General features: G+C 63.1%; 22 protein-coding genes. 6 read left to right on the top strand and 16 right to left on the bottom strand.

Annotated elements, in window-relative coordinates; all coding sequences use genetic code 11:
* Positions 1-12 precede the first annotated feature (12 nt).
* On the top strand, positions 13-2250 hold the full coding sequence (locus HAP48_RS36670) for a CHASE3 domain-containing protein (RefSeq protein WP_166204643.1): 2238 nt from the start codon (positions 13-15) through the stop codon (positions 2248-2250).
* Positions 2251-2594: 344 nt separating this feature from the next.
* On the opposite strand, the gene HAP48_RS36665 is transcribed toward HAP48_RS36670, so the two are convergent.
* The gene (locus HAP48_RS36665) at positions 2595-3488 is read right to left on the bottom strand and encodes a DMT family transporter (protein ID WP_166204642.1); all 894 of its coding nucleotides are present in this window, start codon (positions 3486-3488) and stop codon (positions 2595-2597) included.
* Between the two features lie 821 nt (positions 3489-4309).
* On the opposite strand from HAP48_RS36665, the gene HAP48_RS36660 reads away from it, so the two are divergent.
* The 3 genes from HAP48_RS36660 to HAP48_RS36650 all read left to right on the top strand — a co-directional run bounded on the left by HAP48_RS36660 (position 4310) and on the right by HAP48_RS36650 (position 9459).
* A complete protein-coding gene (locus tag HAP48_RS36660) occupies positions 4310-8083 on the top strand; it encodes a vitamin B12-dependent ribonucleotide reductase (protein WP_166204641.1) in 3774 nt (1257 codons plus the stop codon).
* 9 nt (positions 8084-8092) lie between these two features.
* Positions 8093-8791: an ImmA/IrrE family metallo-endopeptidase gene (locus HAP48_RS36655; RefSeq protein ID WP_166204640.1), complete on the top strand. Its 699-nt coding sequence runs from the start codon at positions 8093-8095 to the stop codon at positions 8789-8791.
* Positions 8792-9138: 347 nt separating this feature from the next.
* On the top strand, positions 9139-9459 hold the full coding sequence (locus HAP48_RS36650) for a hypothetical protein (RefSeq protein WP_166204639.1): 321 nt from the start codon (positions 9139-9141) through the stop codon (positions 9457-9459).
* Positions 9460-9529: 70 nt separating this feature from the next.
* Here the strand turns inward: HAP48_RS36650 and HAP48_RS36645 are convergent, their stop codons facing one another.
* The 5 genes from HAP48_RS36645 to HAP48_RS36625 form a co-directional block, all read right to left on the bottom strand.
* A complete protein-coding gene (locus HAP48_RS36645) occupies positions 9530-9742 on the bottom strand; it encodes a hypothetical protein (RefSeq protein ID WP_166204638.1) in 213 nt (70 codons plus the stop codon).
* A gap of 33 nt (positions 9743-9775) precedes the next feature.
* A complete protein-coding gene (locus HAP48_RS36640) occupies positions 9776-10078 on the bottom strand; it encodes a lysozyme inhibitor LprI family protein (RefSeq protein ID WP_224496754.1) in 303 nt (100 codons plus the stop codon).
* A gap of 144 nt (positions 10079-10222) precedes the next feature.
* Positions 10223-10492 carry a DUF2312 domain-containing protein gene (locus HAP48_RS36635; protein WP_166204637.1) on the bottom strand — a complete coding sequence of 90 codons (270 nt, stop codon included), beginning with the start codon at positions 10490-10492 and terminating at the stop codon, positions 10223-10225.
* 144 nt (positions 10493-10636) lie between these two features.
* Positions 10637-11761 (bottom strand): metallophosphoesterase, encoded by a 1125-nt coding sequence (locus HAP48_RS36630; protein WP_166215496.1) that lies wholly within the window; start codon positions 11759-11761, stop codon positions 10637-10639.
* A gap of 88 nt (positions 11762-11849) precedes the next feature.
* Positions 11850-12098, bottom strand: coding sequence for a hypothetical protein (locus HAP48_RS36625; RefSeq protein WP_166204636.1), 249 nt, complete (start codon positions 12096-12098; stop codon positions 11850-11852).
* On the opposite strand from HAP48_RS36625, the gene HAP48_RS36620 reads away from it, so the two are divergent.
* Complete coding sequence (locus HAP48_RS36620) at positions 12097-12930, top strand: hypothetical protein (protein ID WP_166204635.1); 834 nt, start codon at positions 12097-12099, stop codon at positions 12928-12930. The two genes, HAP48_RS36625 and HAP48_RS36620, sit on opposite strands and share 2 nt — an antisense overlap.
* Positions 12931-12932: 2 nt before the next feature.
* Here HAP48_RS36620 and panD read toward each other — a convergent pair whose 3' ends face one another.
* Both panD and HAP48_RS36610 read right to left on the bottom strand, forming a co-directional pair.
* Positions 12933-13322: an aspartate 1-decarboxylase gene (panD, locus tag HAP48_RS36615; RefSeq protein WP_166204634.1), complete on the bottom strand. Its 390-nt coding sequence runs from the start codon at positions 13320-13322 to the stop codon at positions 12933-12935.
* 320 nt (positions 13323-13642) lie between these two features.
* Entirely contained in the window at positions 13643-13909 is a 267-nt protein-coding gene (locus HAP48_RS36610; RefSeq protein WP_166204633.1) for a hypothetical protein, read from the bottom strand.
* 436 nt (positions 13910-14345) lie between these two features.
* On the opposite strand from HAP48_RS36610, the gene HAP48_RS36605 reads away from it, so the two are divergent.
* Positions 14346-15344 (top strand): LLM class flavin-dependent oxidoreductase, encoded by a 999-nt coding sequence (locus HAP48_RS36605; protein ID WP_166204632.1) that lies wholly within the window; start codon positions 14346-14348, stop codon positions 15342-15344.
* A 72-nt stretch (positions 15345-15416) separates the two neighbouring features.
* Here the strand turns inward: HAP48_RS36605 and HAP48_RS36600 are convergent, their stop codons facing one another.
* The 8 genes from HAP48_RS36600 to HAP48_RS36565 all read right to left on the bottom strand — a co-directional run bounded on the left by HAP48_RS36600 (position 15417) and on the right by HAP48_RS36565 (position 21036).
* On the bottom strand, positions 15417-15956 hold the full coding sequence (locus tag HAP48_RS36600) for a GFA family protein (RefSeq protein WP_166204631.1): 540 nt from the start codon (positions 15954-15956) through the stop codon (positions 15417-15419).
* Entirely contained in the window at positions 15953-16261 is a 309-nt protein-coding gene (locus tag HAP48_RS36595) for a putative quinol monooxygenase (protein WP_166204630.1), read from the bottom strand. Before HAP48_RS36595 ends, HAP48_RS36600 begins: the two co-directional genes overlap by 4 nt.
* A gap of 26 nt (positions 16262-16287) precedes the next feature.
* Complete coding sequence (locus HAP48_RS36590) at positions 16288-17571, bottom strand: cystathionine gamma-synthase family protein (protein WP_166204629.1); 1284 nt, start codon at positions 17569-17571, stop codon at positions 16288-16290.
* A 266-nt stretch (positions 17572-17837) separates the two neighbouring features.
* On the bottom strand, positions 17838-18098 hold the full coding sequence (locus HAP48_RS36585; protein WP_166204628.1) for a PepSY domain-containing protein: 261 nt from the start codon (positions 18096-18098) through the stop codon (positions 17838-17840).
* 123 nt (positions 18099-18221) lie between these two features.
* Complete coding sequence (locus tag HAP48_RS36580) at positions 18222-18971, bottom strand: ROK family protein (RefSeq protein ID WP_166204627.1); 750 nt, start codon at positions 18969-18971, stop codon at positions 18222-18224.
* 468 nt (positions 18972-19439) lie between these two features.
* Positions 19440-19787 (bottom strand): hypothetical protein, encoded by a 348-nt coding sequence (locus HAP48_RS36575; protein WP_166204626.1) that lies wholly within the window; start codon positions 19785-19787, stop codon positions 19440-19442.
* A 240-nt stretch (positions 19788-20027) separates the two neighbouring features.
* A complete protein-coding gene (locus HAP48_RS36570; RefSeq protein WP_166204625.1) occupies positions 20028-20699 on the bottom strand; it encodes an FMN-binding negative transcriptional regulator in 672 nt (223 codons plus the stop codon).
* Positions 20700-20784: 85 nt separating this feature from the next.
* A complete protein-coding gene (locus HAP48_RS36565) occupies positions 20785-21036 on the bottom strand; it encodes a hypothetical protein (RefSeq protein WP_166204624.1) in 252 nt (83 codons plus the stop codon).
* Between the last annotated feature and the right edge of the window lie 1082 nt (positions 21037-22118).

Genomic DNA, 22118 nt, shown 5'->3' with positions numbered 1-22118 from the left:
TACTAATCGTCGATGGCTTCCCAACGTCTCATCCTCGGCAGCGGCCTTGCGATCCTTCTCGTCATCAGCGCGGCGTCGATCGGGCTTGACGTCAGGGCGCGCAGCGAGATCGATTCGGTCGAGCGCACGCTCAGCATCCTCAAGCGCATTTCGGATGCGCGGGCGCTGCCGCGCAGCGTCGAAAGCGCGGCACGCGGCTTCGCGCTGACCGGCGACGCCTCCTTCGCCGACGAATTCCGTGAGCAGAGCACAGCCCTCACCGCCGCCTTCGACGGCCTGATGGCCGCGGTGAAGTCGGCCCCCGACGAGGCGCAGCTGATCACGGGCGCCAGGGCAGACGTCAAGCGCGCCATCGCGCTCGGCGCCGAACTGATCCGCTTGCGCAACGCGGGCGACACCGCCGGCGCCGCCGCGCTGATCTCCGCGGGCGAGAGCCGCGCGCTGATGGACAGGGTTGGAGCGGCACTCGACCGCCTGGTGACCGAAGAGCGCCGCCTGCTCGGGATTCGCACCGGACAGTCGAAGACAAACGGACGGCTGCTGCTGGCGATCGACCTCGCCGGCGTGGTGCTGATCCTGCTGCTTGCGGTCGCGCTGACGCTCGCGGCCCGCCGCGCCAGCCGCGAACTGCAGGGCGCGCTCTCTGCCACCAAGGCCACCAATTTGTCGCTCGAGGGCAAGGTCGCCGAACGCACCAAGGATCTCGGCGCCGCGCTCGAAGGGCTGCGCCGCTCCACCTCGGTGATGGAAACCACCTTCCGCAGCATGGCGGAGGCGGTGCTGGTGATCGATGCCGCCGGCGTCGTGCTGCTCTCGAACCCGGCCGCAGAGAAGATGCTGCGCTACAAACCGGGCATGACGCTCCGGCAGCTGCGCGCAATGAGCAACGTGTTCCAGTCCGACGGCGAGACGCCGATGCAGGCCGACGACATGCCCTCGGCCAAGGCCTTGCGCGGCGAGGAATTCGACGGGCTGGAATTCGTCGCCAAGCCGGTCCGCGGCGCGCCCCCGATTCACCTCGTGGTGTCGGGTTGCCCGCTGCGCGACGGCGACGACGCCATCACCGGCGCCGCGCTGATCTATCACGACATCACCGCTTCGCGCGAAACCGAGCACAAGCTGCAGCAGGCGCAGAAGCTCGATGCCATCGGCAAGCTGACCGGCGGTGTCGCGCACGACTTCAACAACATGCTGACGGTCATCACCGGCACCACCGAGACGCTGGTCGACAGCCTGCGCAACCAGCCGAAGCTGGCGCAAACCGCCGAATTGATCGACCGCGCCGCCGAGCGCTGCCGCGAGCTGATCCAGCATCTGCTCGCCTTCGCCCGCCGCCAGCCGCTCGAGCCGCGCACCGTCGACATCAACGGCACCGTGGTCGATATCGCAAAACTGCTGCGGCCGACGCTCGGCGAGCAGATCGAGATCGATTCCGTGCTCGCCCCCGATGTCGCCAGCGTCCATATCGATCCCTCGCAGCTCGCCAACTCGCTGCTCAACATGGCGATCAACTCCCGCGACGCGATGCCGAACGGCGGCAAACTTTTGTTCGAGACCAAGAACATCGTGCTCGACGACAACTTTGCTGCTGTTAATCCCGACATCACGCCGGGCCGTTATGTGCTGCTCGCGGTCAGCGACACCGGCACCGGCATGTCGCACGCGGTGCAGGACAAGGTGTTCGAGCCGTTCTTCACCACCAAGGAGGTCGGCAAGGGCTCCGGCCTCGGCATGAGCATGGTGTACGGCTTCGTCAAGCAGTCCGGCGGCCACATCAAGATCTACAGCGAGGAAGGCCACGGCACCACGATCAAGCTCTATCTGCCGCCTGCCCGCGGCCAGGTCGAGGCGACGGCTCCGGAGCCGGAGCCGGTGCGGCGCGGCAGCGAAGTCATCCTTGTGGTGGAGGACGACCAGCTGGTGCGCAACTACGTCGTCACGCAGCTTGGCGCCCTCGGCTACAAGACCATTGCCGTGCCCGACGCCCGCGCGGCGCTGGCGCTGGTCGACAAGGGCGAGAAGTTCGACCTGCTGTTCACCGACGTCATCATGCCGGGCGGCATGAACGGCCGCCAGCTCGCCGACGAAGTGAGAAAACGGCGGCCCGGCCTCAAGGTGCTCTACACCTCGGGCTACACCGAGAACGCGATCGTGCATCACGGCCGCCTCGACGAGGGCGTGCTGCTGCTCGCAAAGCCCTACCGCAAGGCGCAGCTCTCCAGCATGCTGCAGCAAGCGCTCGGCGAGTGATGCGACGCCTCGACCTCTCCTCGGTTGCGGCAGGGCGATCGCAGGGGTGCACTGCCAAAATATCGAAAACAACCCCATGCAAAGGAGCCGACGGCCGCCGACGTTCGCCACGGTGCCTTGACGGGCTAATCAGCGATATATTTCCGTTATTCGGAAATTGTGCAGGCGCCCTTCACCCTGGGGCTGTCGCATGTTGCATTTACGGACTTCTGCAACTGACGTTGCCACGTCGTCATGGCCGGGCTTGTCGCGGCCATCCACGTCTTCTTTTGCTCTGAGGCCAAGACGTGGATGCCCGGCACAGGGCCGGGCATGACGAGTTTGTGGCGCAGAGCGAGACGCAGCTACCTTGTCGCCAGCGCGACGCCGGCGAGCGTGAACAGCAGCGCGGTGATCTGGATCGGCCCGAGCGGCTCGCCGAGCGCAATGGCGGAGGCCACCACGCCGATGACAGGCACTGCCATGGTGCCGATCGCCGCCACCGAGGCCGGCAGGCGGGCGAGCGCGGCAAACCACGCGACATAGGCGACGCAGAACTGGATCAGGGTCGAATAGACCAGGAGCCACCAGCCGACCGTCGTCACCCGCTCGAGATGCGTGGTCTCGATCAGCAGGCCGACGATTGCGATCGGCACGCAGCCGAGGCCGATCTGCCAGGCCGCGGCCGGGATCGGCGGCATCACCAGCGGATATTTCTTCGCCAGCACCGTACCGAGCGCAAAGCCGAACGCGCCGCCGAGCGCCATGATGATTCCCGGCAGCTTCTCCTTGCTGGCGGAAATGCCGTTGCCACCCATGATCGCGGCAAGCCCCGCGAACGCCATCACCAGTGCGATGGTCCGCAGCAGCGTCGGCCGCTCGCCGAGCACCGGCCAGGCCAAGAGCGAAGCCCACACCGGCATGGTGTAGGCGATCAATGCGGTCTCGCTCGCCGGCAGCCAGAGCAGCGCCAGCCCCATCAGCACCATCCAGCCGGTGACGTTGAGCGCCGCATAGAGCACGAGCCGCGGCCACAGCCGGGCCTCGACATGCAGGCTCTGGGCGCGGATCACGGCCAGCAACGCCAGCAGCACCGCGCCGATCACGCCGGTGGTGCCGCGCAAGGTCAGCGGCGGCAGCTCGCTGAGCAGGAATTTTGTGGACGGCCAGTTGAACCCCCAGCCCACCGAGGTGATGGCGAGGAACATCAGGCCGGCGGGCGCAAGGCGCGGCCGCGCGTGAGGCTTCTGATCTGTCATGGAACCCGGCAGGGATGTGAGTCGATCACAGCTTGCCCGCGATTTTGTCGCCCGACCATCACGCCCCTGACATGCCTGATCCGTAGTTTGCCCGTAGCCCTACGTGAGTCCCTAAAATTCAATCCGGGACGGCGAATAAAAACTTCGCCTGTGAACAGCGGGGCGAAACTCCAATCCACAGGCGGCGCGAATTTTTTTGGCTTGGGAATCCCTGAGGACTCACCGATAGTTGGCTCGATCACAGGCGCGGCACCGACCCCTGTTATCCCCCTCCATCCACCATATTTAGTGCTTGATTCAGAAACTCGTACTAGTCCTTGACGGGTGAGACGGACATGGCCTAGTTTTCAACCTGTTCGGCGCGAGTGTGTTTGGGTTCCCGCCGGTCGCTCCCACAAGGGTACCAAAATGACCACTCCGCCAGGCCTTTGGGCCGCGGGTGAAGGGCTTGTCTGCCCTGATTTTGGGCCGAGTCCTTTGGGCTAGGTTCGGGACGACAAACGGGCCGCGAAGGACCCGGAAACAGAGGCCGAAAACCGGCCCGAAAGAAGCGTACGCGTGACGTGTCGCGTGAAGCGTTTTGGGGCGTTGAATGCATGACCCGGAGGACCCGCAACGTCGGGATCCGCGCCGGGATCGTGCCGCCGCAGGGCCGGGTCAAACCGGCGCCGCGCGGTTGAGAGAACAGGCCGGGTCCACCGGCTGAGCTGCGGATGACGGGAGGCGTGCTGACGCGTTTTCCCTGAGTCCGCGAACAGATAACATTCCGGCAACCTGCGGAGAAACGTGGGGCCGGGCAGAAGAAGAGACGGGGCTCGACCATGCGAATCGATCGGCGCAATACCACCAGCGGACAATCTCCCTATGCCGGGATCAATTTCCGCCTGACCACATCAGAGATCCGCAATCCGGACGGCTCGGTCGTGTTCCGCGCCGAGAACGTCGAGGTGCCGGAGTTCTGGTCGCAGGTCGCCTCCGACGTGCTGGCGCAGAAGTATTTCCGCAAGGCCGGCGTTGCCGCGCGCCTGAAGAAGGTCGAGGAAGAGACCGTGCCGTCCTGGCTGTGGCGTTCGGTGCCCGACACCGAGGCGCTTAGCCTGCTGCCCGAGAACGAGCGCATCGTCGGCGAGACCAGCGCAAAACAGGTGTTCGATCGCCTCGCCGGCTGCTGGACCTATTGGGGCTGGAAGGGCGGCTACTTCTCCACGGAAGAAGACGCCCTCGCCTTCTTCGACGAGTTGCGCTTCCAGCTCGCAAAACAGATGGTCGCGCCGAACTCGCCGCAGTGGTTCAACACCGGACTGCATTGGGCCTATGGCGTCGATGGCCCCGGCCAGGGCCACTATTACGTGGACTGGAAGACCGGCAAGCTGACCAAGTCGAAGTCGGCCTATGAGCATCCGCAGCCGCATGCCTGCTTCATCCAGGGCGTCGGCGACGACCTCGTCAACGAGGGCGGCATCATGGACCTCTGGGTGCGCGAGGCGCGCCTGTTCAAATATGGCTCCGGCACCGGCTCCAACTTCTCCAGCCTGCGCGGCGAAGGCGAAAAGCTCTCCGGCGGCGGCCGCTCGTCCGGCCTGATGAGCTTCCTCAAGATCGGCGACCGCGCCGCGGGCGCGATCAAGTCGGGCGGCACCACCCGCCGCGCCGCCAAGATGGTCGTGGTCGATGCCGATCACCCTGACATCGAGACCTATATCGACTGGAAGGTGAAGGAGGAGCAGAAGGTCGCAGCGCTCGTCACCGGCTCCAAGATCAACCAGAAGCACCTCAAGGCCGTGATGAAGGCCTGCGTGAACTGCGAAGGCAGTGGCGACGATTGCTTCGATCCCGAGAAGAACCCTGCCCTGCGCCGCGAGATCAAGCTCGCACGCCGCAGCCTCGTGCCCGACAACTACATCAAGCGCGTCATCCAGTTTGCCAAGCAGGGCTACAAGGACATCTCGTTCGACATTTACGACACCGACTGGGATTCCGAAGCGTATCTGACCGTCTCCGGCCAGAACTCCAACAACTCGGTCTCGCTGAAGGACGACTTCCTGCGTGCGGTGGAAACCGACGGCGACTGGAATCTCGTCGGACGCACCACCAAGAAGGTGACCAAGACGCTGAAGGCCCGCGACCTCTGGGAGAAGATCGGTTACGCCGCCTGGGCCTCCGCCGATCCCGGCCTGCACTTCAACACCACGATGAACGACTGGCACACCTGCAAGGCGTCCGGCGACATCCGCGCGTCCAATCCGTGCTCGGAATACATGTTCCTGGACGACACGGCGTGCAATCTGGCCTCGGCCAACCTGCTGACGTTCTACAACACCTCGACCAAGCGCTTCGACATCGAGTCCTACGAGCACCTCTGCCGGCTCTGGACCGTCGTGCTGGAAATCTCGGTCATGATGGCCCAGTTCCCGTCGAAGGCGATCGCCGAGCTGTCCTACGAATTCCGCACCCTCGGCCTCGGTTTTGCAAACATCGGCGGCCTGCTGATGACCATGGGCCTGCCCTATGACTCGAAGGAAGGCCGCTCGCTGTGCGGCGCGCTGACCGCTGTGATGACCGGCATCTCCTACAAGACCTCGGCCGAGATGGCCGCGGAACTGGGCACCTTCCCGGGCTACAAGAAGAACGCCGCGCACATGCTGCGCGTGATCCGCAACCACCGCCGCGCCGCCCACGGCAACGCCGGTGGTTACGAGGCGCTCGCCGTCAACCCGGTGCCGCTCGATCATGCCTCCTGCCCGCAAGCCGACATCGTCGCGCACGCCAAGCTGGCGTGGGACGACGCACTGGCGCTCGGTGAAGTCAACGGCTATCGCAACGCCCAGACCACCGTGGTGGCGCCGACCGGCACCATCGGCCTCGTGATGGATTGCGACACCACCGGCATCGAGCCTGATTTTGCGCTGGTGAAGTTCAAGAAGCTCGCCGGCGGCGGCTACTTCAAGATCATCAACCAGGCGGTGCCGGCGGCGCTGCGCGCGCTCGGCTATCGCGAGAGCGAGATCGCCGAGATCGAAGCCTATGCCGTCGGCCACGGCTCGCTGTCCAATGCGCCCGGGATCAACGCCTCGACCTTGAAGACCAAGGGCTTCACCGATGAAGCCATCGCCAAGGTCGAGAAGGCGCTGCCGACCGCGTTCGACATCAAGTTCGCCTTCAACAAGTGGACCTTCGGCGAGGACTTCATTCGCGACACGCTCGGCATCGGCTCCGAGGCCATTGCTGCGCCGGGCTTCGACCTCCTCTCAGCGGTTGGCTTCACCAAACGCGAGATCGAAGCCGCCAACGTGCACATCTGCGGCGCGATGACGGTCGAAGGCGCGCCACACCTGAAGGCCGAGCACTATCCCGTGTTCGACTGCGCCAATCCCTGCGGCAAGATCGGCAAGCGTTATCTCTCGGTCGAGAGCCACATAAGGATGATGGCGGCTTCCCAGCCGTTCATCTCGGGCGCGATCTCCAAGACCATCAACATGCCGAACGACGCCACGGTGGAGGACTGCAAGTCCGCTTACCTGCTGTCGTGGAAGCTGGCACTGAAGGCCAACGCGCTCTACCGCGACGGTTCAAAACTGTCGCAGCCGCTCAACTCGCAGCTCATCTCCGACGATGAGGACGAGGACGATGCGGTCGAAGCGCTCTACGAGAAGCCGATGGCGGCGCGTGCCGCCCAGGTCTCGGAGAAGATCGTCGAGAAGCTGGTCGAGCGCATCATCGTGATGCGCGAGCGCGAGAAGATGCCCGATCGCCGCAAGGGTTACACCCAGAAGGCTGTTGTCGGCGGCCACAAGGTCTATCTGCGCACCGGCGAATATGACGACGGACGGCTCGGCGAGATCTTCATCGACATGCACAAGGAAGGCGCCGCACTCCGCTCCTTCATCAACAACTTCGCGATCGCGGTCTCACTCGGTCTGCAATACGGCGTGCCGCTGGAAGAATATGTCGACGCCTTCACCTTCACCCGCTTCGAGCCCGCGGGTCCGGTGCAAGGCAACGACTCGATCAAGTACGCGACCTCGATCCTCGACTATGTCTTCCGCGAGCTCGCGGTGAGCTATATGAGCCGCTTCGACCTGGCCCATGTCGATCCGAACGAAAGCGGCTTCGACGCGCTCGGCAAGGGCGTCGAGGAAGGCAAGGAACCGGATGAGGCCCCCACCCACCAGGCGACGAAGTACGTGTCGAAGGGCTTGACCCGTTCGCGCACCGACAACCTCGTCGTCATGCGCGGCGGCTCGTCCGCAGTCAGCGGCAACGCCGACAACGCGCCCGCCGGCGGCAGCCGCGTCACGGCGCTGGCTCCGCACGGCGCAACCGCCCGCGGCGTCTCCGACACCATCGAAGGCGCGGTTGCCCTGAAGCAGGAGGTCAGCCACGACCTCTCGCCGACCGAGAAGCTCGAGGCGCTGAACTGGAGCAAGGCCGGCACCGCCGCAGCCGCAGCACCGTCCAAGGCCGAGCGCCGGGCCGAAGCGAAGGCCAAAGGCTACGAAGGCGAGATGTGCTCGGAGTGCGGCAACTTCACGCTGGTGCGGAATGGGACCTGCATGAAGTGCGATACGTGCGGAAGCACGACGGGGTGTTCGTGAGGAGCCTATATGAATCATCGCCGTGATCATGAGGACGAAGACATCGAGCGTGTAGCGCGAGATGCAAGGAGGGCATTGGGGATCGAGTTCACCCTAAAGCCCGACATGATCACGGCGGTATTCAAAGCTAAGTATCTGGGCTTCCTAAAGGGCTACGTCCGCATTCCGGATGCGGACATGCCGGACGACCTAGCTGCTTTTGATCCAGAAACGGGCATCCTCAGTCTGCAGGAGAGTACGTTTACCGCTGCCAACGAAGTGCTAGGCAATCCACCGGGACGTAAGCGCGCCCGCTTTACGATTGCGCATGAGTTTGGACATGTGTTTCTTGGCCACAAGAAGACGCGTCATCGAAATATCTCCGGACGCAAGATAGAGAAAATTGCAGCCCCAATTGTTCGCGACGAACGCGACGCAGATCGATTTGCCGCGGCCTTTCTCGCGCCGTCTTACTTGGTAGAGAATCCACTGTTGGTCTCTGACCGCGACATGGCTGACAAATTTGATATTAGCCAGACTGCGTCATCAATTCGCCTTGACGTACTCCAGCGGATATACCGACGCACCCACGGTATCCCTCGACCTATCCCCGAAAGCATCTATGAGTTTTTAACGGACGCAGCGAAGCGCGGAGCCAAGGTCACCAGCCTTGAAGCCGAAAATAAGCGGCGCATTGCTGAAGCGAAGGCTCGCGGAAAGGGGAAGTGAACCGCTCGAATTGCCGCAACCTCACGCTGGTGCGGAATGTCACCTGCGTGAATCGCGATACGTGCGGAAGCACGACGGGGTGTTCGTGACGGGCATGTCGACTGCGGATTGCTACTAGCCACAGCCTGGAAGCGAAGGGACGGCTTCGGTCGTCCCGTTTTCTTTCACAGGACAGGCTTGCATCTGAGCAATCCAAGCGCGAATATAAGCGTGTTATCAACCTATTCAGGTTCGAGATTTGTAGTGAAGAACCCGACTAAACCAATAAAGCAGAACAGGGTAAAGCCGATCGCAGAAGGCTCACACGATGCTTGGCTAAGCGAGATATTACCCAATCACGAGCGTTTATGGAACGCATCTCCGACGAGATCAAGCGATTTGGTATCAACACGATTGGAGCGGTTGAGAAGCTAGTAACCACCAGTTTCTTGCGAAGCTTTAAAGAATACATGCGCGATGAATCTGGAGTTAGTTTTCTCCGATTGATCATTTTGTATGACGACATCGAAGGCTATTTCAAGAGGGCCCAACCGAAGTGGGGGCAAATGCCTCGTGACGCTTTCAAGCTGCTTTCTTCAAAGTATGGCGAGGAGAATGTCCTTCGCCTCCTCACGGTGTATGATAAAAAATTGCAAGAGGACGACTCCAAAGAGCAGCTGGCGACTTAAGTTACAGCAAGCGTAGGGCGGATTTGCCGAAGGCGTAAACCGCCGCTTCGCTCGCAACGGTCGCGGCGGGTTACGCTTCGCTAGCGCGCCTACTCGCTTCGATCACGTTTGCGGCTACCTCTCCGCCGAAGGCGCTGATTGTGATCGAACAGTTATCCGCCACGCTGACATCAAAAAGCACGTTCCCGTCGTCCGAAAAGACCTCCATGCGGATACCATCGAAGGCGACATCGGATGCCCATTGATATCTCATGGGGCGATCTTCGAGCGTAGGCATTTTCATGCCGAGCGCCTCTGACGATCAAAATCGTACAGTCTACCGCGAGGCGTTGGCACGCTTTTCAAGAAGCAGCGTGCGGTCGGTGATGTCCTTCAATTCGAACGCCTGGGAGTCGACGAACGCGACGGACCCGTTGTTGGGGTCCGCGGCGAGGCGATGGGTTTCACCCAGATGATGCTTCAGCCAGGCCCGCTGCTCGGTCTGCAATTGCGCGTGCGCCTCGCCCTTCGACTTTGCGAGAAGCGCTTGATAAGCGGCGTTGAGCCTGGCGTCCCACTTGTCGATTTCAGCCTTGCCGCACGCGAGCATCGTCGTTGACACCCCTTCGGCCTTGTCCATGCACGCATCATACTCGGTGCTTTGCTGCGCGCGGACCGACAAAGTCCCGAGCACGAGCGTAGCTGCAACAATGACAAGCCTTCGCGAAAGCATGACCACGTCCAAATCACTCCACCCGCATCTTTCGAACGATCATCGTCGCAGTCACGCCGCTTTCGCAGCCTTGTCTGCCGGCGCGGTCTCCATCGCGCGCATATAGAGATCGAGCAGGGATTCGCGCTCGTCGCGCTCGTCCTGGTCCTGTTTGCGCAGCTTGATGATCTCCTTGAGGATCTTCACGTCGAAACCCTCGCCCTTCGCCTCCGAAAAAACTTCCTTCTTCTGCTCGCTCAGTTCCTGGATTTCAGTGTCCAGGTTCTCGATCCGCTCGACGAAGGAACGAATTTTTCCGCCGGGAATGGTGATGTCAGACATGGTGCCTCCTGCTGAATGAGGCCGTGAAAATGAAAGCAAAGAGATGACCAATGTCTTAACCCACGCGATCGCTGCGGCGTGTTCATAGCTGAGGTATTTTTGTGACGACGATGCGCTCGCATCATCGCATGCGAAACAAATCCGTCAGGCGTCACCCGCCGCCCTCAACGTGATCCGCGTCAATTCGGACGGGCGACCGAGCCGCAAGGCAAAACCCGGCCATAGCGCGGTGCCGTTGTTGACGTAGAGCGTCATCCCGTCGACGTCGTAACGGCCCGAGACGAAGCCGGCGTTGGCGCGCGCGGCCAGGCGGTCGATCCCCAGGATCAATCCGCCATGCGTGTGTCCGGAGAGTTGCAGGGCGACGCCGAGCCGAGCGGCGTTTCGTGCGTCGCTCGGCTGGTGGTCGAGCAGGATGACGGGCGCGCCCTTGGGGGCGCCGTCGAGAACCGCGGCAAGGTCGCGGACGGGATGCCCCCTGCGGCGCGACGCGCGGTCGGTAATCCCTGCGATCACCAGCCGGCCGTCGCCGCGTTCGAGAACGACGTGCCTGTTCTCGAGCGAGCGCAGGCCCAACGCGGCATAGTGCGCCATCCACCCGTCATAGCCGAAGATATATTCGTGATTGCCCGAGATCACGTAGACGCCATCGGCGGCCACAAGGTCCCGCAACGGCTCGATGTCCTTGCGCCGCGCATCGACGGTGCCGTCGATCAGGTCGCCCGTGATCGCGATCAGGTCCACGCCGAGCTTGTTCGCTCGCGCGACGACGGCGCGCGCCCATGGCGCAGGAAACAGCCGGCTGATGTGAAGATCGGTCAGTTGCAGGATGGTGTAGCCGTCGAATTGTCGCGGCAGTCCGCGGATGCCGACTTCGACGTCTTTCAGCGGCGGAATTCGCATGGCCTGATGGACGCCGATTGCGGCGGCTGTGGCCGCCAGCGCTGCAAGTGCGTAGCGGACGCCGTCAGGCGCGCCCACGATGCCGCCGTGGACCAGCGCGGCGACCAGTAATCCGGCATCGAGCGCCAGTTGCAGCAGCGCCAGCAGCATGATCGCACCGAACGCCCAGTTGAAGAGGACGACCACCGGACGCGGAAACTCCGGCGAGAATTCCGATCCCGACGACAGTCTGTTCCAGCGGTGAAACTGCAAGGCGACCAGCACGAGCAACGCGGCGACGATCTTTGCCGGGAGCGGCCAGTCGAGCGGCCAGATGAAGCGGGCCAGGATCAGCAGACTGGTCAGGCCGAAGATGAGCTGGGGAATCGGTTCGCTCCGGATTGGATCGGTGGGGCTGTGCGGTCGGCGCCCAGCGAACGTAGGGCGGATCGGCCGCAGGCGTAAGCCGCCATCATCAGCACATTTTCGGCGCGTTGCGCTTCGCTGAAACGCCCTGCGCGCTCATAGCTTTGCGGTGGAGCAAGGCTGGCGCCGCCGCAGCCGTCGCCCCGGCCAAGCCGAAGGCCGCGTTGCCGCTCTGGCGGAGGTCTCCAAGCACCTTCCCCATCAGCATCATCAACCGCTCCTCCCGAAATAGAACTTGAACATTGCTCATTTTATGCCTTATTATTGAACAATGTTCATATTTGATGGAGCCGGCCATGCAAACCACCTCCTGGACGGACGGATCGATTGGGCCCGACCGGCCCGTGAAACCGTGGATCAAGCACGCCCCGACGATCGTCACGACAGGCGCGATAGTGATCCTCGCGCTGTACGGACGCATCGCGCAGCCGGCCGACTACAATGATTTCGCCGACCGGTCCGATCTCTTCGGCATTCACCACGCAGCCGATGTCTTCTCCAACGCCGGGTTCGCACTGGTCGCCATCTGGGGCTGGCTGGCGCTGCGCCCCCGGCGTAACAGCGATCAGCTTCGCGCCGGATGGCCTGGCTACCGCTTGTTCCTGATCGGACTGTTCCTGACCGCCTTCGGGTCCGCGTACTATCACCTCGACCCCGGCAATGCCCGCCTGATCTGGGACAGGCTGCCGATCGCGCTTGCTTGCGCCGGCCTGCTGGTCGGCGTCCGCGGAGGCACAAGGCCCGGATTGAAGACCGACATCGAAGCGATCGGTCTCGGGCTGTTTGCCGTGGCGAGCGTCGCATGGTGGGTCATCACCGACAGACATGGCGCGGACGATTTGCGGCCGTATTTGTTGTTGCAGGTGCTGCCGCTCATCCTGATCCCGCTCTGGCAGTCGATCTATCGCGCGCCGCGCGCCGACCGCACGGCTTTCGCCACCGCAATGGTGCTGTACATTCTGGCCAAGATCACTGAGGTGCTCGACCATCAGATCGCCGGCACGTTCGGCTTCGTCAGCGGACACACCTTGAAGCATCTGATCGCGACGGCAGCCACGGCCGCCGTCGTCTGGGGGCTGACGCGACGATTCTCCGCCGGCGGCCGGCGGTTGAACGACGCGGCGAGCTAGGCTTACGCCTCAGCCAGCGCAACAGCCGGCGAAACGCCAGCCGGCTCGACCCGCCGGTTGTTCTCGTCAACGATCACCACGCGCGGCCGAAACCTGCGCGCCTCCTCGGCATCGAAGCCGGCATAGGCGACGATGATCACCTTGTCGCCCGCCATGGCGAGACGCGCGGCGGCGCCGTTGAGGCCGATGGTGCCGGAGCCCGCTTGCGCCTCGATCACATAGGTCGAGAAGCGCGCGCCGGTGTCGATGTTGTAGATGTCGACGCGTTCGTTGATCAGGAAGCCGGCGGCCTCGATCAGATTGCGGTCGATCGAGATCGATCCCTCGTAATGCAAGTCCGCTTCAGTGACACGCGCGCGATGAATCTTGCCCTTCATCAAAGTCACTTGCATCGAGGCCATCCCGTATCGTTGCGTCGGAATTGTCGTGCTCGCCAATACGGTCCTCACGCCGCCGGGTCAATCTTCACAGCGCAAAGGCGCGCCGCGCGTGCGCCCTTGCGTCGATACGATTGTTCCGAGATCGCGGATCGCCGTGGTGGGAATGGGCTACGGATCGCAACGATCCGAGAACGATCGCGCTACAGATCGACTTTCAGGGAGCAGATTCTTATCTCGCAATGCTTTGGCAGGCAGCGAGCGAATGGCGGATTGGCCCACCGGGGGACGCGCGTTGTGCGGACCCGTTGGCCAACCCGCTCTATTCGTTGTTCTCAGCGCGTCGAGCGTCCGATCGTTTCGGTTTGGCCCGGCGCGGTTGCGGTCGTGACCTTGCGCGCCGTCAGGACGCTGCGTTGATGCGGCGTGGCCGCATTCGCCGCCGACGACTGCTGCTGGACGCCAGCCGCGCCGAGCAGCTGGACCTGCACGGGCGAGATCGGCAAGCCCGCCTTTTCATAGGCCGGCAGCTCCGCCGCGCCGGCGGTCACAGCGGTCGTCGCGACAATGGCGGCCGCGATGGACAGAGAGATCTTCTTCACGTCACTTCTCCTCGATAGCATTGGAATATCGAGCTAATGCTCGATTTGCTGCACCGCAATACTATATATGACGCATTGCACAATTTTGTGATAGATGCACGTGCATTGAATCGCATGACAGGCTCGGGTCACCGCCCTGGGGGTGCAGCGCGTGGCGCGAACAGGGATCGGCGCGTCGTGCTGCGCGACGTCGACGCGCAGCGCGATTTCGCGATCGGCGCGACGATCACGCCAGGCAACCGACGACGAATTCGACATCGATGTCGTCGCGCAACGCTGCCAGTCGATCGCCGATCGGATCAGCAGATTGACCCGCTCAGCGGCACTATCCATATGGGACGGACGAACCGGCTGATATCAGCCGCTTCGCCCTCACCCGGACACAGCCTGATACCACCGGCCTCGTCCCCCATGCACCGCCTGTTCCGGAGCTCCCGTGACCGCTCTCTCCATCCTTGATCTCGTCCGCGTCACTGAGGAGACCGATGCGCGCGGCGCGCTGTACAACGCCCGCGATGTCGCCGTGCATGCCGAGGCGCTCGGCTATCGCCGCATCTGGGTGGCCGAGCATCACAACATGGCGGGTATCGCGAGCGCCGCGACGTCGGTCGTGATCGGGCATATCGCGGCGGGCACGAAAACCATCCGCGTCGGCGCCGGCGGCATCATGCTGCCGAACCACGCGCCCTACGTCATTGCCGAGCAGTTCGGCACGCTGGCGCGGCTGTTCCCCGATCGGATCGACCTCGGCCTCGGCCGCGCGCCGGGGACGGATCAGCTGACGCTGCGCGCGCTCCGCCGCACGCCGGAATCCGCCGAGAATTTTCCGCAGGACGTGCTCGAGGTGCAGGCCTTCCTCGCGGCCGCCGGTCCCAACCAACGCATCCAGGCGGTGCCGGCCGCTGGCACCGACGTGCCGCTGTGGATTCTCGGATCGAGCAATTTTGGCGCGATGCTGGCCGGCGAGCTCGGCCTGCCCTACGCCTTCGCCTCGCATTTTGCTCCCGAGCTCCTGATCCAGGCGCTGCAGATCTATCGCGCGCGCTTCAAGCCGTCGGAGCAACTCGAGCGCCCCTACACCATGGTCGGCGTCAACGTCATCGCCGCCGACACCGACGCGGAAGCGCGGCGCCTTGCGACCACGCAGCAGATGTCATTCACCAACATCTTCCGCGGCGCGCGGGGGCTCAGCCAGCCGCCGATCGACGACATCGAGACCTACTGGTCGCCTTCGGAAAAGGTCCAGGCGATGCGGATGCTGGAGCGCTCCATCATCGGCTCGCCCGACACGGTGCGTGCCGGGATCGAGGCGCTGGTGGCGGAGACCGGCGCCGACGAGCTGATGATCGTGTCCGATGTCTACGATCACCAGAAGCGGCTGCGATCCTTCGAGCTGATCGCCGAAGCCGGCGGGATCGCTTCGCCTCAAACTTAGGGCGGATTAGCCAACGGCGTAATCCGCCGTTCCTCGCGACGCTGTCGGCAGGCTACGCTGCGCTAACCCGCCCTACGACCTTCGCACTTGTGGCACGCCCTCAACGTCCGGCCGCCTGAACCCCATCGCCATCCACGCGCCGAGCAGCTTCAGCATGAACTTGCCGGAGTGGCCTGGATAGTTGGCGATATCGTCCGGCAAGATCACACCCTCGGGCCGGTCGGCCGTCATCATCCGCATGGTTGCCGGCGGGATATCGCCGGGCAAGCGGCCGCGATACACCGTGAGCCAGTGTCCTCTGGTGAAGTCCAAGAACATGGCGGTGTTGCAACAGCGCGCGACCATTCGCCTCGTCGGCGACTCCGGTTTCAACCGCCGCTCCTCCAGGAGCTCTCCGCCACTGCTACAGCGCACGCGATCCTTGCGATAGAGCACGTAGTCCGTGCCGCCATCCTCGGCCAAAACAGCATCGGCGCCGGACACCGCCTGATGCCGCCGACCCGCCTGCTGGCAACTCGCGCAATAGCAGATGCCCCGCAGGATTGGGGATCCTGCGATCTCGAGCGCGACCCTGCCGCAGCGGCACGATGCCGAGGCGCGCTCATCCGTCATTTCGCATCACCTTTGCTCGCAATCTCGTTCGCCGACACCAGGATCACATCGCCATCGAGGATCGGCCTCGCAATATCGAAGAACCGCGCCACGGCCGGCGAATTGTTGTGCCGGTCCATGGCGGCCTGATCCGGATAACGCTCATAAGTCGCGAACACGCAGGGATCCGACGCATCCTGCGACACATAATAGCCGATGGTGGAAGGCTCATTGGCCCGCACATGGTCGACGACATCGAGCAGGGCCTGACGCATCGTCGCCTCGTGGTCTTGCTTGGCCCGGATGACCGCCGTGATCGTCAACATGCTGCTTCTCCTGCCCAGCGCATCGCTCACACCCGGCTCAGCGCCTGCGCGATGTCGGCCACGAGGTCCGACGGATGCTCGATCCCGATCGAGAGCCGGATTGTCGTATCCAGTACCCCGATCTTCTTCCTGATATCGGCCGGCACGCCGGAATGCGTCATCGTCGCCGGCAGGCTCGCGAGCGACTCGGTACCCCCCAGGCTCACCGCGAGCTTGAAGATCTGCAAGCTGTTGAGGAATTTCTCCGCGGCCTCCCGCCCGCCGACGATGTCGAAGGCGAAGGTCGAGCCGGCGCCGGAGCACTGGCTGACGAACACGCGGCCGGCAAGCGAGGCCGCATCGTGATGCGCCAGATAATGCACCTGCGCCACCTTGGGATGGTCGCGCAGATAGTCGGCGACGATCCGCGCGTTGCGGTCGGCCTTTTCCATGCGCAGGCTCAGCGTCTCCAGCGAGCGGCTGATCATCCAGCAGGAATGCGGATCGAGCTGGGTGCCGATCGCGCCGCGCAGCGCCTTGACGTCCTTCATCAGCTTCTTCGAGCCTAGGGCTGCGCCCGCGATCAGGTCGGAATGGCCGCCGACATATTTGGTCAGCGAGTACAGCGACAGATCGGCGCCATGCTCGATCGGGCGTTGAAACACCGGCCCGAGCAGCGTGTTGTCGCAGGCGATGATCGGGGTAAAGCCCTGCACCTTGCCGATCATGTCGGCGATGCGCCGCGTGAGCGCGATATCGACCAGGCCATTGGTCGGATTGGCCGGGGTCTCGATGAAGATCATCGCAACCCGGCCCTTCTTCATCGCCTCGTCGGCAGCGGCGCGGACAACGCTCTCGTCGAGTCCGTCGGCAAAGCCTACCGCGCTGATCGAGAAGCCCGCGAGCGTTCTCGTGAACAGCGTTTCGGTGCCGCCATAGAGCGGCTGCGAATGCAGGATCACGTCGCCGGGCCGCGCAAAGGCGAAGATCGTCGTCGAGATCGCCGACATGCCCGAGGAGAACAGCGCGCAGCTTTCGGTGCGCTCATAGATCGCAAGCCGGTCCTCGACGATCTCGCTGTTCGGATGATTGAAGCGGGAATAGACCAGCCCTGCCCCCATCCCTTCCGGAGGCTCGCGCCGGCCCGCGACGAAATCGAAGAAGTCCTTGCCGTCCTCGGCGGTCCGGAACACGAAGGTCGAGGTCAAGAACACCGGCGGCTTGACGGCTCCCTCAGACAGTTGCGGATCGTAGCCATAATTCAGCATCAGGGTTTCCGGATGCAGTGTGTGATTGCCGATATGGGTTTTGGACGGAAACGGTTTGACCACGGCCTGTCTCCTTGTCTGGAGGGAAACGCCGAGTCGGCGGCACATCCCTCAGAATCTGCCGCGAGCATACTCCACCTTTGTGCCATTCCGCCAAAGCACGGCATCAACAGTTCTGGATAACGAACGGCCGGCGTGCGCCCTGCGCCGCCGGCCGTCCGAAAACCATAGTCAGTATGGTGTGTCCCGGTGTCACCCGCCGTGTGACATCACAACAAGCCGCCGATGCGGGCTGCGCGTGATCTGCTCACGCAGCGGCCAAGACGCGGCTACCAGCCGCGGTCCACATTACGCACCTCGCCGGTCCGTGCGTCGACATCGACCTGCATCCAGCGGCCGAGACGGTCGCGGCCCTCGACCTCCCACTCGTCGCCGAGGAACTTCGTGTTGGACACCGTCACGATGCCGAGATTGGTCGCGACGTCGAGTGCGGCCTCCATCGAGATCTGGCTGCCGGAATCATAGGCCATCGCCGGCGTCGCCGCGCCGATCGCCAAGGCCGCGACGACCGGAACAATGAAGCTGCGCATTGTCACTCCTTATGGATGTTATGCCGCATAAAACGAGCGGCGCACGCGATCAGTTCCGGGAACAGGGATGACGGAGCAGCGTGAAACTTCGGCAGTTGCGGCAATTTGGTGGCGTTTCCAGCGTCAACGCGGCGCGCTGCTCGCCTTGCGCTCAACCCTCTTCCACATCCGGAAGCCGCCTTCGAATGCGTTGGCGTTGTCGCCGAACCTCACCTTGGGCGGCGGGTTGTCGACCTTGTCGGCATTGCCGCCGCCCAGCACGATGTAGTCGGGCTCCAGCGCCGCCGACAGGCGCGCGATGACGTCGTCGACGCTCTTGCGCCATTTCTTCCTACCGCGACGCTCAAGGCCTGCGGCACCGACATAGTCCTCGAACGTCTCGCCCTTGCGGTACGGCAGATGACCTAGCTCCATCGGCTCGAACACGCCTTCGACGATCATCGCTGAGCCGAGCCCGGTGCCGAGGCCGAGAAACAGCATCCGCCCGCCCTGGTAGCTGCCGATCGCCTGCATCAGCGCGTCGTTGACGACCTTGGTCGGACGTCCGACAGCTGCGTGAAAATCGAAGCCGGCCCAGCCGCGGCCGAGATTGTGCGGCTCGGCGAGCGGACGGTTGTGAACCACCGGCCCGGGATAGCCGACCGAGATCACATCATAGGACCAGTCCTTGGTCAGCGCTTTGACCTGTCGCACCATCTCGGTCGCGGACAGATTTGGACCTGACTCGAACTCGCGCCTGATGCGCTCCCTGTCGGTCATCACCTTCACATGCGTGCCGCCGATGTCGATCGCCAGCACCGTGCGCCGCGACGCGGGCTTACTCGCTTTCCCGCTTGTTTTCTTGCTGGTTCTCTTGCTGGTTCTCTTGGCCATCAATCCGCTCTCTCCTGCGCGCACCAAGTGGAGCAGAGAAACGCATCGCGCGCCACAGCTCCGTTCTGCATCTGACTCCAATTTGTTCGCAAGGAACGAATCGGAATCGAGCAAATCGGCGCGGCTCAAGCATTAACAAGACGTGTGCATCAGCCCCATCCGAGCAACTGATGTTGTGCCGAGATGGGATTTTTGCTGTTAGTGCAAAATACCGTCGGGTACTTCAGGCGCATTGCATTCAGTTGCTACACTGATGGAGCGGCTAGCAGCACCACAGCCACGTTCCCCATCCGACTCCAGTTTGTTCGCGAAGAACGAATCGGAATCGAAAAATCAGCGCGAAGCATTTCTTAACAACACGTTTGCGCGACTTCGATGCTGATGCATCTTTGTAGGGCGGATTAGCGCAAGCGTAATCCGCCATCTCTCCGCAACATGACTCCGGCGAGTAACACCTCGCAACCTGCGCTACTCCTTGATCGCAAACCCAACGCGAGAGAAATCGACATCGGTTGCGTCCTCGTTGATTGCGGCGCCCTCCAATGTGCGAATGATCCCTTCGCGCAAGAATACGAGAAACGTCATCGGCACGTCGAAACCCTCGATGTCGGCCCATACGTCTTCGATAACCCGTTCACTCATTCGCCCGACGGCGCTTTCGACCTTCAGCTCTGTGAAAAAGCCCGCGCCCGTATTCTTGCGCCCAACAACCGTTGCTCCGTCGATCTGCGCACGCAAGATCGGAGCCAGATCACCGGGCGTGTCCCGCAGGATCCTTTCCAGCACCGCCCGTTCAAGCGAATTGAGCGACGACATGATCGCTTCTCCTTCGCGCATGTCGATCCGCCCGAGCGGATGACCCGCCAATCACGGGAGAAGAGCGCACCATTGTTCTCTATCCGACTCTATTTTGTTCGCAAAGAACGAATCGGAATCGTGCAAATCAACGCGAGGAAATCCTTAACAACACGTTCGCGACCTCGATGCCGACACCCTTTGTAGGGCGGATTCACGCAAGCGTAATCGGCCATTTGTCCCCGGCTTCACTGCGGCGGGTTACGCTTCGCTGACCCGCCCTACGCGCTGCTCTGCGATCTCATACGCAAGCTCAGGCCGCAGCGCGCGCATCTTCGCGGCCAGCCGGCGGCTTGCCGTCTCCTCCGCATGCGCGAGGCGATTGACCAGCGCGACATAGTCCGCATCGCTCTTGTGCTGATTGAGCTTCGACTGGCCCTCGATCTCGTCGACGACGAGATCGATCACCCGGATCGCCGACAGCATCTGTTCGCGCTTGGTGGGCTCCATCTGCGCGAGGTCCCAGGGCTGCTTCGGCAGCCGCGCCTCGGAGGCCGCGAGCAGCGCATCGCCATGGCCGCGGTTCTCGTCGAGTCCGCGCAGATGCGCGACGCCGGACAAATGCACCGCCTCGTAGAGCCAGGTGGAGACGTTGTCGCGCGAGACGTACCAGTCGTTCGAGATATAGGCGTCGTCACCGGAGACGATCAGCAGGAAGCGCCTGACACCATCGGCAAGCTCGACCAGCGGGTTCTTCGCGGTGAGATGGATCTGCACGATCGCGCGATCGTCGCGCCGCTCGATCACGAACGGCACGTGGGAGGCCCGCGGGCAGCGCGCATCGGCGGCGACGACGGCGCCGAAGCCGCGCGCAGCCGCAAAGGCCAGCGCGCGGTCGTCCTCGATGCGAAACTGGGGTCGGAGGATGTGCATGGCGGCGGCGCTCGCGGCTGGAGGGAGACGACCCAGCGAGGCTAGCGCAAGTTTCGCCTGATATCACCGCCATGCACCATCAGGCTCAGCAGATCATCGCGTTGTCGCCGACATCGCAGACGCCGCCGGGCAGGTCGCGGGGCTGCGCCTCGGACTCGCCGAAGCGCGGAGCCGCCATGTGCGGAGGTCCGCCGCTCCAGTGGCTGGCGGCCGCGGCGCCGGCGTGGCCCTTCGCGAACGCGTATGGCCCGGCCGCCGGGGCCTCGTGCGCGATTGCCGATGTCGTCAGCATGGCGCGAGCGGCCAATCCCGCCGCGATGTGTTTGATCCTGATCATGAGTTGCTCCTGTTCTATCGGGCACGCCGGGCATTCCTCGCCCGCCTGCCGATCGGTTCGCGCACACCATGTGATCGACCGCCGGCTGGTTCCGACGCCATGGGGCAAGTGTTTGGATACAGGACGGTCGAACCGCGCATCCTCTTCCACTGCGATCCGACACAATCGGTTGATTGGACCGTGACCGGCGAGATCCGCGACCGGATCGGCCCGAACGCGAAATGGGAGGTGTCTGAATGCGAGAGCTGAGCAGGGCGTCAGCGCGCCTGCTTTCTCCTCGTCATTCCGGGGCTCGCGAAGCGAGAGCCCGGAATCCATTCATCCACGGGTTATGCGGGCCGATGGATTCCGGGTTCGGCCCTGCGGGCCGCCCCGGAATGACAGAAACAGGTGCGACAAAACAACCCGACGGGCAACTCAGCAAAACCTGTCAATATCGCAATAAGAAAATATTCCGCTTGGCGTTTCACCCAACTCAGATGTTCAATTGCCCCGTCTCACCCGATCGAGGGGCGCTTCGCGATCGTCACGAACGCGGTGTGGGATGCGGTGCACGCCGAGTGTGCAAGAGACGAAAGCACGCAAGGCGGACGGTGAAGTCGTGTGGTCCTGACGCCTTAGTGGCCGGTGTCCCCAAAGCAAAGCGCGAAAGCGTTTTGCGAAGGCGGTGACAAAAAAGCCAAGTCTCGCCGGGGAGAGCACGAAGTAAGCCGTAAAACCATCGCGCAGGGAAAGCCGGAGTCTCCGGTTACACCTGTGGTCCTACCTCCCGTGCTTTTTGTTGCACGGGACCCATGGGTGCGATCGGCACCCGGCTTTCCCTGCGCCCTCTGATTTGAGGAGGGCCGAACGAAAAGCAAGACTCGGGCAAATCATGCCGCGAGAATGCAGACGTGTGGCTCAAAAGCAGATGCGTGGCTCACAAGTGGCGCAACAAATTCAGTGTCGTCCCGGCGAAGGCCGGGACCCATAACCACAAACGGCTATTGCTGTGCAGCGCTGGAACGACGAGTCCCGTCCACTACATCTGACGGGGAGTATGGGTCCCGGCCTTCGCCGGGACGACGAATGGAGAGAAACGC

Origin of the sequence: Bradyrhizobium septentrionale (genome assembly GCF_011516645.4) — a bacterium.
Taxonomy (GTDB): domain Bacteria; phylum Pseudomonadota; class Alphaproteobacteria; order Rhizobiales; family Xanthobacteraceae; genus Bradyrhizobium; species Bradyrhizobium septentrionale.
Note: the sequence above shows the minus strand (reverse complement) of the source record. Positions and strands in the feature narration are given on the sequence as shown.

What these genes read in the sequence shown, in the direction of transcription:
- HAP48_RS36670 (WP_166204643.1), top strand. Translation starts at nt 13, where the DNA reads ATGGCTTCCCAACGTCTCATCCTCGGCAGCGGCCTTGCGATCCTTCTC.
- HAP48_RS36665 (WP_166204642.1), bottom strand. Translation starts at nt 3,488, where the DNA reads ATGACAGATCAGAAGCCTCACGCGCGGCCGCGCCTTGCGCCCGCCGGC.
- HAP48_RS36660 (WP_166204641.1), top strand. Translation starts at nt 4,310, where the DNA reads ATGCGAATCGATCGGCGCAATACCACCAGCGGACAATCTCCCTATGCC.
- HAP48_RS36655 (WP_166204640.1), top strand. Translation starts at nt 8,093, where the DNA reads ATGAATCATCGCCGTGATCATGAGGACGAAGACATCGAGCGTGTAGCG.
- HAP48_RS36650 (WP_166204639.1), top strand. Translation starts at nt 9,139, where the DNA reads ATGGAACGCATCTCCGACGAGATCAAGCGATTTGGTATCAACACGATT.
- HAP48_RS36645 (WP_166204638.1), bottom strand. Translation starts at nt 9,742, where the DNA reads ATGAAAATGCCTACGCTCGAAGATCGCCCCATGAGATATCAATGGGCA.
- HAP48_RS36640 (WP_224496754.1), bottom strand. Translation starts at nt 10,078, where the DNA reads ATGGACAAGGCCGAAGGGGTGTCAACGACGATGCTCGCGTGCGGCAAG.
- HAP48_RS36635 (WP_166204637.1), bottom strand. Translation starts at nt 10,492, where the DNA reads ATGTCTGACATCACCATTCCCGGCGGAAAAATTCGTTCCTTCGTCGAG.
- HAP48_RS36620 (WP_166204635.1), top strand. Translation starts at nt 12,097, where the DNA reads ATGCAAACCACCTCCTGGACGGACGGATCGATTGGGCCCGACCGGCCC.
- HAP48_RS36625 (WP_166204636.1), bottom strand. Translation starts at nt 12,098, where the DNA reads ATGGCCGGCTCCATCAAATATGAACATTGTTCAATAATAAGGCATAAA.
- panD (WP_166204634.1), bottom strand. Translation starts at nt 13,322, where the DNA reads ATGCAAGTGACTTTGATGAAGGGCAAGATTCATCGCGCGCGTGTCACT.
- HAP48_RS36600 (WP_166204631.1), bottom strand. Translation starts at nt 15,956, where the DNA reads ATGACGGATGAGCGCGCCTCGGCATCGTGCCGCTGCGGCAGGGTCGCG.
- HAP48_RS36595 (WP_166204630.1), bottom strand. Translation starts at nt 16,261, where the DNA reads ATGTTGACGATCACGGCGGTCATCCGGGCCAAGCAAGACCACGAGGCG.
- HAP48_RS36585 (WP_166204628.1), bottom strand. Translation starts at nt 18,098, where the DNA reads ATGCGCAGCTTCATTGTTCCGGTCGTCGCGGCCTTGGCGATCGGCGCG.
- HAP48_RS36580 (WP_166204627.1), bottom strand. Translation starts at nt 18,971, where the DNA reads ATGGCCAAGAGAACCAGCAAGAGAACCAGCAAGAAAACAAGCGGGAAA.
- HAP48_RS36575 (WP_166204626.1), bottom strand. Translation starts at nt 19,787, where the DNA reads ATGTCGTCGCTCAATTCGCTTGAACGGGCGGTGCTGGAAAGGATCCTG.
- HAP48_RS36570 (WP_166204625.1), bottom strand. Translation starts at nt 20,699, where the DNA reads ATGCACATCCTCCGACCCCAGTTTCGCATCGAGGACGACCGCGCGCTG.
- HAP48_RS36565 (WP_166204624.1), bottom strand. Translation starts at nt 21,036, where the DNA reads ATGATCAGGATCAAACACATCGCGGCGGGATTGGCCGCTCGCGCCATG.